Here is an 11,608-nt window from a genome sequence, read left to right as displayed (position 1 = left end):
GAAGAAGCCCTCTGCACCCTCTTCGCCGACATACTCGGCACCGACACCGTCACCATCGACGACGACTTCTTCCACCTCGGCGGCCACTCCCTCCTCGCCACCACACTCATCAGCCGCATCCGCACCGTCATCGGTGCCGAACTCCCCATCCGGCAACTCTTCGAGACACCCACCGTCGCCGGAATCAGCACCGCGCTCGACCAGGAGCCGGCCCGTGCTGCCGTACGGCGTCCCGGTGTCACGGCCGGACCGAGGCCCGGGCGGATCCCCGTCTCCTACGCCCAGCAGCGGCTGCGGTTCCTCAGTCTGCTGGAGGACGGCAGCACCGCCTACAACGCACCCGGCGCGTTGCGGCTCACCGGAGCCCTGGACCGGGAGGCCCTGCGACAGGCCCTGGCCGATGTCGTGGACCGGCACGAGAGCCTGCGGACCGTCTTCGCCGAGGAGGAGGGCGGCTTCACCCAGGTGATCCTGGAACCGTACGAGGTCGCTTCGGGGTTCGACATCGTCGTGGTGGACGAGGAGCGACTCGGGGCACAGCTGGCGGAGGCGGCACGGTACCCCTTCGACCTGGCCGCGGAACCGCCCCTGCGGGCCACCCTGTTCGAGGTCGACGACGACGAGTACGTACTCCTGCTGCTCCTGCACCACATCGCCGGCGACGGTTCGTCGATGCGTCCGCTGGCTCGTGACCTGGCCACCGCCTACGCGGCGCGGGTGCGGGGGGCGATGCCTGAGTGGGCGCCGCTGCCCGTCCAGTACGCCGACTACAGCCTCTGGCAACGCGACATCCTCGGCTCCGAGGACGACCCCGACAGCGAGATCTCCCGCCAACTCGACTACTGGACCCACACCCTCACCGGACTCCCCGACCAGCTCGAACTCCCCTACGACCGCCCCCGCAGTGAGGTGGTCACACAGCGTGGTGGCCAGGTGTCCCTGCGGATTCCGGCCGAACTGCACGCAGAGCTGCACGAGTTGGCGCGGACTACGCGCTCCAGTCTGTTCATGGTGTTCCAGGCGGGGCTCGCCGCCCTGCTGACCCGGCTCGGCGCGGGCACCGACATCCCCCTCGGATCGCCGATCGCGGGCCGCACCGACGCGGCCGTCGAGGAGTTGGTCGGGTTCTTCGCCAATACGCTGGTGTTGCGCACCGACACCTCGGGCAACCCGACGTTCGCCGAGCTCGTGGAGCGTGTGAGGACGCGGAGCCTGGAGGCCTACCAGCACCAGGACCTGCCGTTCGAGCGGCTGGTCGAGGCCGTCAACCCGGACCGCTCACTCACCCGTCACCCCCTCTTCCAGGTGTGCCTGACCCTCCACAACACCGACCCGCGTGCCACGGTCGCCGAGGAGGCGCGGCTGCCGGGCCTGACGGTGGAGCTGGAGCGGCTCCCCATCGAGGACACCAAGTTCGACCTCAACTGGGAACTGACGGAACACGTCGACGGCGTCGGGCGGCCCGCGGGTGTCACCGTCGACCTGGAGTTCTCCGCCGAACTGTTCGACCGCGGCACCGCCCGCTCGGTGGCCGACCGCTTCGTGCGCCTGCTGTCCGCGACGGCCCGCGACGCGGAGGTCCCGATCGGCGAGGTCGACGTTCTCACCCCGGACGAGCGCACGGCGATCCTGGACGAGTGGAGCGACGCGGCCCGGCCTCCGGTGGCGGCCGCGCTGTCCGGCTCGTCCCTGCCGCGGACGGCGGAAGACACTCGTGCGTACGTCCTCGACGACTCCCTGGCCCCGGTGCCGCCGGGGGTGGCGGGAGCACTGTATGTGACGGGCTCGGGTCCGGCCGGTGATGCCGCGGAACAGGAGCGGTGGCTGCCGTGTCCGTTCGGCCGCGCGGGCTGGATGTACCGCACCGGCACGTCGGCGCGGTGGTCGGCCGACGGTGAGCTGCGGCTCGTCGAGGTGCCCGGGCGGACACCCGCCGGCCCGGCGGACGTGTGGCCCGCACGTTCCCGGGGTCCGCGCAGTCCGCGGGAGCAGATCCTGTGCACCGTCTTCGCCGAGCTGCTCGGCGTCGCCTCCGTGGGCATCGACGACGACTTCTTCGACCGGGGCGGACATTCCCTGTCGGCGGTACGACTGCTCAGCCGGATCCGCGCGGTGCTCGGTGTGGAGCTGTCCATCCGCCGGCTCTTCGAGAACCCGACGGTCGCCGGTGTCGTCGAGGCGCTCGACGAGGCGTCGGGAGCCCGCCGGCCGGTCACCGCCGTGGCGCGACCCGCCCGGATCCCGCTGTCGTACGCCCAGCAGCGGCTGTGGTTCCTCAACCACCTGGAGGGGCCGAGCGCCACGTACAACATCCCGGTGGCGCTGGGCTTGAAGGGAGCGCTCGACCGTGCCGCCCTGCGCCTGGCGCTCAACGACGTCGTCGCCCGGCACGAGTCGCTGCGGACCCTGTTCGCCCAGGACTCCGACGGCGCGCGGCAGGTCGTCCTGCCCGTCGGCCACGCGACGCCGGAACTGACCGAGGTCGAGGTGGCGCCCGGCGAGTTGCAGGGCAGGATACGTACCGCGGCGTCCCATCCCTTCGACCTCACGTCCGAGCTCCCCGTCCGGGCCTGGCTCTTCTCCGCGCACGACGGGGAGCGGGTCCTGGTCCTCGTGGTCCACCACATCGCCGGGGACGGCTGGTCGATGGGCCCCCTCGCCCGCGACCTGTCGCTCGCCTACACTGCCCGCGCTCGCGGGGACGCCCCCGCGTGGGCGCCGCTTCCCGTTCAGTACGCCGACTACACGCTGTGGCAGCGGGAGGTGCTCGGCTCGGAGGACGACCCGGGCAGCGAGATCTCCCGGCAGCTGGCCCACTGGAAGACCGCGCTGGCGGACCTTCCGGAGGAGCTGGAGCTGCCGGTCGACCGGCCCCGCCCGCCACGGCAGTCGCACCGCGGCGGCCGGGTGCCCTTCGAGGTGCCCGCCGGCCTGCACGCACGGCTGGCCGCGTTCGCCAGACAGACGGGCACCAGCCTGTTCATGGTGACGCAGGCCGCCCTGGCCACCCTGCTCACCCGGCTGGGCGTGGGCACCGACATCCCGATCGGCAGTCCCGTGGCAGGCCGCACCGACGCGGCCGTCGAGGACCTCGTCGGGTTCTTCGTGAACACCCTGGTGCTGCGCACGGACACCTCGGGCGATCCGACGTTCGCCGAGCTGGTCGGCCGGGTCCGGGAGACCAACCTCGGTGCCTACGGTCACCAGGACGTGCCCTTCGAGCGGCTCGTGGAAGTGCTCAGCCCCGTCCGCTCGCTGGCCCGTCACCCTCTCTTCCAGGTACTGCTCGGCTTCGACAACAACCAGGAGGCGCTGGACATCCTGCGGCTGCCCGGCCTCACGGTGGATGTGCACGCGCCGGAGACCGGTCACGCCAAGTTCGACCTGGCGTTCTTCTTCGACGAGCGCTACGGTCCGCACGGCGAGCCCGAGGGCCTGGGCGGGGCCGTCGAGTACAACTCCGACCTCTTCGACCGCGGCACCGCGCAGGAGTTCGCCGAGCGGCTGCTGCGCGTTCTGGAGGGCGCCGTCGCCGACCCGGAGCGGCCCATCGGCCGGCTGGAGGTGATGTCGCCCGCCGAACGTGGCCGTGTGGTGGACGAGTGGAACCGCACCACTCACGACGTGCCCGCGTTGCCGGTGCCGACGCTCTTCGAGCGGCAGGTCGCGGCCGAACCCCGGGCGACCGCGGTGCTCGGTGACGACGTCACCCTCTCCTACGCCGAGCTGAACGCCCGCGCGAACCGCCTGGCGCGTCTGCTGGCCTCCTCGGGAGTGGGCGCCGAGGACGTCGTCGCGATCGCCCTCCCCCGGTCGGCCGACCTGGTGGTGGCCCTGGTGGCCGCCCTCAAGGCGGGTGCCGCCTACCTGACTCTCGACATCTCGGCCCCCGAGCAGCGGCTCCGCGCGGTACTCACCGACTGCGGCCCGCGCGTCGTCGTCACCGACGTGGCCACCCGGCCCCTCCTGGGCGACGCGAGCCCCCGCGTTGTCGTTCTCGACGCCCCGGAGACGGTCCGGGAACTGGCCGCGACCGCGGACGCCGACCTGACCGACGCGGACCGGGTCCGCCCGCTGGATCTCCGGCACCCCGCCTATGTCGTGTACACCTCGGGCTCCACCGGCGCGCCCAAGGGCGTGGTGATGCCGATGAGTTCGCTCGTCAACCTGCTCGCCTGGCACACCGGAACGTACTGCGGCGGTGTCGGCACCCGCACGGCCCAGTTCCTCGCCGTCTCGTTCGACTTCGCGGTGCAGGAGATCCTCCAGGCGCTGGTCGTCGGCAAGACCCTGGTGATCCCGGAGGAGCATGTCCGCCACGACGCCTACGAACTGGCCCGGTGGATCGCCAGGTACAGCATCAACGAACTGTTCGCGCCGACCCTCGTGATCGACGCCGTGCTGGCGGCGGCCGCCGACACCGGTGAACGGCTCGACTCCCTCACCGACCTCTTCCAGGGCGGGGAGCAGTTCCGGCTCAGTCACGAGCTGAGGGAGTTCTGCGCGAGCGGCTGGCGGCGGATGGCCCACAACATCTACGGCCCGGCCGAAACCCACGCGGCCACCACCGCCACACTCCCCGGGGACATCGACGAGTGGCCCACCTCCGCCTCCATCGGACAGCCGCTGTGGAACGCCGCGGTGTACGTCCTCGACGCCGGGCTGCGGCCGGTGCCGCCGGGGGTGCGCGGTGAGCTCTACATCGGAGGCGCTCAGCTGGCCCGCGGCTACCTCGGCCGCCCCGACCGTACGGCGGAACGGTTCGTCGCCTCACCGTTCGGGCGGCCCGGCGCGCGTCTCTACCGCACCGGCGACGTCGTGCGGTGGAACCACTGCGGCGAGCTGGAGTTCCTGGGCCGCGCCGACCACCAGGTCAAGATCGGCGGTTTCCGTGTGGAGCCGGGCGAGGTCGAGGCCGTGCTCGCCGACCACCCGAGCGTCGAGACGGCGGTCGTGGTCACCCGCGACGAGTCCGCCGGCACGACCCGGCTCGTGGCGTACGTGGTGCCGGAGGGCCGGGAGGCCGACCCGGCGCTGGGCCGCACGCTGCGGTCGCACCTCGAGCAGCAGCTGCCGCACTACATGGTCCCGTCCTTCGTCGTCCCGCTCGACGAGCTGCCGCTCACCGCCAACGGCAAGCTCGACCGGCGGGCGCTGCCCGCCCCCGGCACCGACGCGGTGGCCGCGGCACCGCGCACCGAGCGCGAGAAGGTGCTGTGCGGGCTGTTCGCGGACGTCCTGGGCCTCGCCGAGGTGGGCGTCGACGACGGGTTCTTCGACCTCGGCGGCGACAGCATCATGTCGATCCAGCTGGTCAGCCGCGCCCGACGGGCCGGAGTCGAACTGTCCGTACGCGACGTCTTCGAGCACCGGACCGTGGCGGCACTCGCCGAGGTCGTCACCGAGACCGGCACCACCGTCACGGAGGAACCCGGCGCCGGCATCGGCGACGTACCCCTGACACCGATCAAGCAGTGGCTGCTCGCACGCACCGACGACCTGGACGCGTTCAACATGTCCGCCGTGCTGCGCGTGCCGGCCGACCTGGACGCCGACGCGCTCACCGAAGCCGTACAGGCGCTGCTGGACCACCACGACGCACTGCGCGCCCGTCTCACGCCGGCTCCGGGGCGGCGGCTGGAGGTCCGGGAACCGGGAAGCGTCGACGCAGGCGCCCTGGTCCGGCGGGTGGACGCCTCCGGCGCCGACGGTGCCGGTCTCCACGCCCTCGTCCGGGAGGCGGGCGCGGCCGCCCGTGACCGGCTGCACCTGAGCGAGGGCCGGGTCGTGCAGGCCGTGTGGTTCGACCGTGGGCGGGACAGCGCCGGGCTGCTGCTGTTGATCATCCACCACCTGGTCGTCGACGGCGTCTCCTGGCGCATCCTCATCCCCGACCTCGCCGAGGCGTACGAGGCCCTCTCCGCGGGGCGGGAGCCCGCCCTGCAACCGGTGGGCACCTCGCTGCGCCGCTGGTCGCAGCGCCTCACCGAGGAGGCCGTCAAGTCCGCCTGGGTCGCCGACGCGGCGTGGTGGCAGGACGTCCTGCGGTCCGCCGGGCCGCCGCCGGGCCGCCGGCCGCTGGACCCGGCGAGGGATCGCGAGGCCACGGCCGGCCGGCTGACCATGACCCTGCCGGCCGAGGTCACGGAAGCCGTCCTGACCCGCGTTCCCGCCGCCTTCCACGCGGAGGTGAACGACGTGCTGCTCACCGCGTTCGCCCTCGCCTGGGCGCGCTGGCGGCACGGCGGGCCGGAGCTGCTGCTCGATCTGGAAGGGCACGGCCGCGAGGAGCACCTCGTGGAGGGCGCCGACCTGTCCCGTACGGTCGGCTGGTTCACCAACCTGTACCCGGTGCGCCTCGACACGGGCGGTGTGGACCTCGCCCGTGCCTTCGCGGGCGGGTCGGCGGCGGGCTCCGCCGCGAAACGGATCAAGGAGCAGCTCAGGTCCGTCCCCGACAAGGGCATGGGCTACGGCCTGGTCCGTCATCTCAACCCGGCCACCGCGGCCGGCTTCGACGGCCTCGCCGCTCCCCACGTGGCGTTCAACTACCTCGGCCGGTTCACCGCCGCCGAGGGCGACCGGGCCGCCGACTGGACTCCGGTCACCGGCGTCGACGCCGTCGCCGGCGACCCTCCGCAGCTGCCGCTCGCCCACCCGCTGGAGCTCAACTCCCGTACGGAGGACGGTCCGGAGGGGTCCGAGCTGGTCGCGTTCTGGACCTGGGCCGAGGGCATCCTCGACGAGGACGAGGTACGCGAGCTGGCCGAACTGTGGTTCCAGGCGCTGCGCGCCCTGGTCACGCACTCCGAGAACCCCTACGCGGGCGGTCTCACCCCCTCCGACGTCTCCCTGTCCTCCATCGGCCAGGACGAGATCGAGGCGTTCGAGGAGGAACTGGACGACCTGTTCGACGACTTCGACGACGACGAACCGCACGAATTCGAGAAGGAAGAAGAGGCCAGCAAGTGAGTCGCACAGCGCGGAAGATCGAGGACATCCTGCCGCTGGCCCCGCTCCAGGAGGGCCTGCTCTTCCACAGCGTCTACGACGAGGGCGAGCTCGACCCCTATGTCGTGCAGATGTCGTTCGACATCGACGGCGCGCTGGACACCGCGGTCCTGCGCACCGCCGCCGAGAAGTTGCTGGCCCGGCACGCCAACCTGCGGGTCGCCTTCCGGCAGCGCAAGAGCGGCGACTGGGCGCAGCTGGTCATGCGGGAGGTGCCGCTGCCGTGGACCGAGCGCGACCTGAGCACTCTGCCCGAGGCCGAACGCGCCGACGCCGCCGCCGGCCTGATCGCCGCCGAACGCGCCACGCGCTTCGACGTGACGCGGCCGCCACTGCTGCGCTTCACCCTGCTGCGGCTCGGCGCCGCCCGGCACCGCCTCGTCCTGACCAACCACCACCTCCTGCTCGACGGCTGGTCCCTGCCCGTCCTCATGGGTGACCTGTTCGCGCTGTACGACGCCGCGGGCGACGACAGCGCCCTGCCCAGGGTGCGCCCCTACCGCGACTACCTCACGTGGCTGGAGGGCCAGGACCGCGACGCCGCCCGCGACGCCTGGCGCGACACGTTCGCCGACCTCGTGGAACCCACCCTCGTCGCACCCGGCGCCGACCGTGCCGCGGTAGCCGGGGCCGAGGTCCGGGCCGAGCTGCCCCGGGAGGAGACCGCGGCGCTCACCGAGCTGGCACGCGGCCGGGGCCTCACCCTCAGCACCGTGGTGCAGAGCGCCTGGGCGATCGCCCTCAGCAAGCACCTGGGACGGGACGACATCGTGTTCGGCACCACCGTCTCCGGACGTCCGCCGGAGATCGACGGCGTCGAACGCATGGTGGGCCTGTTCATCAACACGCTGCCCTCACGAGTGCGGCTGCGGGCCGCCGAACCGCTCGCCGGGCTCGTCGCCCGCGTCCAGCGAGAGCAGGCCGCACTGACCCCGCACCAGCACCTCGGTCTGGCGGAGATCCAGCGCACCGTGGGGCACGGCGAACTCTTCGACACCTCCATGGTGTTCCAGAACTATCCCGTCAACCGTTCGGGCACCGCGGGCACCGGCATCGGCGCCGCCATCAGCCTGGCCCCCGGCAAGAACCGAGAGGCCACCCACTACCCGCTGCTGCTGATCGCTGCCGCCCGCGACAGCATGACGTTCCGGCTCAACCATCGTCCCGACCTCTTCGACGCGGCCTCCGCCCAGCGGATCCTGGACCGCTTCGTCCGTGTCCTGCGCGCCCTCGTCACCGACCCGGAGCAGCCCGTCGGGCGCCTCGACCTGCTCACCGACCGGGAACGCGACAGTGTGCTGCGGGAGTGGAACGACACCGCGCACGACGTCCCGGACGCCACGGTCCTCGATCTGTTCCGGGCCCAGGCGGACCGCACCCCGCAGGCCCCGGCCGTCACGAGCGCCGACCGCACCCTGACGTACGCCGAACTCGACGCCCGCTCCAGCCGCCTGGCCCACCTGCTGGCCGAGCACGGCGCGGCGCCCGAGCGGTTCGTTGCGATCGCGCTGCCCCGGAACTGCGACACCGTCGTCGCCCTGCTCGCCGTCCTCAAGACGGGCGCGGCCTACCTGCCCGTGGACCCCGACTACCCGGCGGAGCGCATCGCGTTCATGCTGGAGGACACCGAGCCCGCGCTGCTGCTCACCACCCGCGAACTCGCCCCCGGCCTCCCCGACTCGGGTGCGCCGCGCCTCCTCCTGGACGACCCGGCCCACACCGGGGATCTCGCCGCCCGGCCCTCCACCGCGCCCACCGTGCCGGTACCGCCCGGCCTCCCCGCGTACGTGATCTACACCTCGGGTTCCACCGGGCGGCCCAAGGGCGTCGTCATCGAGCACCGCTCGCTCGGCGCCTATCTCCAGTGGGCCCGCAACGCCTACCCGGCGATGACGGGCACCTCGCTGCTGCACTCGCCGATCAGCTTCGACCTCACCGTCACCGCCCTCTACACGACCCTCGTCTCCGGCGGCCTGGTGCGCGTCGCCGACCTCGACGAGCGGGCCGCCGAGGGTCCCGGAGCCACCTTCCTCAAGGGCACCCCCAGTGTGCTCGCCCTGCTTGAGGCCCTGCCCGCCGAGGCCTCCCCCAGCGAGCTGATCATGCTGGGTGGTGAACTCCTGCTCGGCGAGGTCGCCGACCGCTGGCGGGCCCGCCGCCCCGACGCCGACGTCCTCAACGTGTACGGAGCCACCGAGGCCACCGTCAACAGCGTCCAGTACCGCATCCCCGCCGGGGCGCCCGCACCTGCCGGACCGGTCCCCGTGGGCCGGCCCTTCTGGAACACCCAGGTGTACGTCCTCGACAGCGGGCTGCGGCCGGTCCCGCCCGGCGTCCCCGGCGAGGCCTACATCGCCGGCACGGGGCTCGCCCGCGGCTACTGGCGGCGCGCGGGCCTCACCTCCGAGCGGTTCGTCGCCAACCCCTTCGGTCCGCCCGGCTCCCGCATGTACCGGACCGGCGACGTGCTGCGCTGGAACCACGACGGCCGGCTGGAGTTCGTGGGTCGCGGCGACGGCCAGGTCAAGCTGCGCGGCTACCGCATCGAACTGGGTGAGATCGAGGCCGTCCTCGCCGGTCACGAGGGCGTCACCCAGGCCGCCGTCCTGCTCCGCGAGGACCAGCCCGGCGACAAGCGACTCGTCGCCTACGCGGCGACCGCCGGCGCCTCCGTGGCGGCCGAATCCCTGCGTGCCCTGGCCACCGACCGGCTCCCCGACTACATGGTGCCGTCCGCCTTCGTGGTCCTGGACTCCTTCCCGCTCACACCGAACGGCAAGCTGGACCGCCGCGCCCTGCCCGCCCCCGACTACGGGCCGCAGGCGGGTGGCGGGCGGGCTCCGCGCTCCCCCCGCGAGGACATTCTGTGCACCCTCTTCGCGGAGGTGCTCGGCGTCGGCTCGGTCACCATCGACGACGACTTCTTCGCCCTGGGCGGCCACTCCCTGCTCGCCACCAAACTCGTCAGCCGTATCCGCTCGGCGCTCGGTGCCGAGATGGCCATCCGGCAGCTCTTCGAGACCCCCACCGTGGCCGGGCTGTCCGGAGCCCTCGACACCGGCAACGGCGCCGCACGCACGCCGGTCACCGCCGTGCTCCCGCGTCCCGAGCGACTGCCCCTGTCCCACGCCCAGCGCCGGCTGTGGTTCCTGCACCGCTTCGAGGGCCCCAGCGCCGCCTACAACTCCCCCGTCGCCCTCCGCCTGTCCGGGACCCTCGACCGTGCGGCGCTGGAGAACGCCCTCGCCGACCTGACCGCACGGCACGAAACCCTCCGCACGGTCCTCGCCGAGGACGCCGAGGGACCCCATCAGGTCGTGCTCGACGAGGTGCGTCCGTACCTCGCCGTCGTGTCCAGCGACGCCACCCGACTGGCCGCCGATCTCTCCGAGGCTGCGGGCCACGCCTTCGACCTGGCCTGCGAACCGCCCCTGCGGGCCACCCTGTTCGAGGTCGACGACGACGAGCACGTCCTGCTGCTCCTCACCCACCACGTGGCGACCGACGCATGGTCCCGGGCCCCGCTGGCCCGTGACCTGACGGCGGCGTACGCGGCCCGGGTGCGGGGTGCTGCCCCGCAGTGGGCACCGCTGCCGGTGCAGTACGCCGACTACAGCATCTGGCAGCAGGTCGTCCTGGGCTCCGAGGACGACCCGGACAGCGAGGCCGGCCGGCAACTCGACTACTGGGGGAAGACGCTGGCGGGCCTTCCCCAGGAACTGTCCCTGCCCTTCGACCGCCCCAGGCCGGCCGTGGCCTCCCATCGCGGTGACGTCGTCACCTTCGAGCTGCCGCCGGAACTCCACGACCGTCTGACCCGCGTGGCCCGTGACAGCCGCACGAGCCTGTTCATGGTGCTCCAGGCGAGCCTGGCCACGCTGCTGTCCCGGCTGGGCGCGGGCACGGACATCCCGCTGGGCACCCCGATCGCCGGCCGCACCGACGACGCGCTGGACGACCTGGTCGGCTTCTTCGTGAACACGCTGGTGCTGCGCACGGACGTCTCCGGGGACCCCACCTTCGCGGAGCTGCTGGAGCGGGTGCGGGCGGCCGACCTCGCCGCCTACGCCCACCAGGACATGCCGTTCGAGCGGCTGGTCGAGGCCGTCAACCCGGAACGCTCGCTGTCCCGGCATCCCCTCTTCCAGACGATGCTGAACCTCAACAACGCCGGTCCGGTGGAGGCTCTCGACGAGATCGCCAAGCTCCCCGGCCTGACGGTGCACCACGAACCCGTGGAGACCCACCGGGTCAAGTTCGACCTGGGTTTCTCCTTCGCCGAGTCCCACAGCACGACCGGCACGCCGGGCGGTCTGCGCGGCGCCCTCCAGTACAGCACCGACGTCTTCGACCGGTCGACCGCCGAATCGCTCGTGCAGCGGATGGTGAAGGTGCTGGAGTGGGTCGTGGCCAGTGGGAACGGCTCCCGGGTTTCCGAGGTGGAGGTGTTGGAGGAGGTCGAGCGGGAGCGGATCCTGTCGGGCTGGCAGGGGGCAACGCGTACTCTGCGCGGGGCGTCGCTGCCCCAGCTCATCACCGAGCAGGCCCAACGGACACCGGACGCGGTGGCCGTGGAATGCGGCGGCCGGACGCTGAC

Annotated in this window: 2 protein-coding genes; both read left to right on the top strand. The window is 72.6% G+C overall.

Features of this window, described 5'->3' with window-relative positions; all coding sequences use genetic code 11:
* A partial coding sequence (locus ACZ6IM_RS41695) for an amino acid adenylation domain-containing protein (RefSeq protein WP_469564435.1) occupies nucleotides 1–6,972 on the top strand: 6,972 nt, incomplete at its 5' end.
* The coding region (locus tag ACZ6IM_RS41690; RefSeq protein ID WP_469564433.1) for an amino acid adenylation domain-containing protein at nucleotides 6,969–11,608 on the top strand (4,640 nt) is incomplete at its 3' end. The genes ACZ6IM_RS41695 and ACZ6IM_RS41690, both read left to right, overlap by 4 nt.

It is taken from the genome of Streptomyces sp. NPDC042336, from assembly GCF_055581985.1.
The sequence above is the reverse complement of the archived record's forward strand: the minus strand, read 5'-3'. Positions and strand labels throughout refer to the sequence as shown.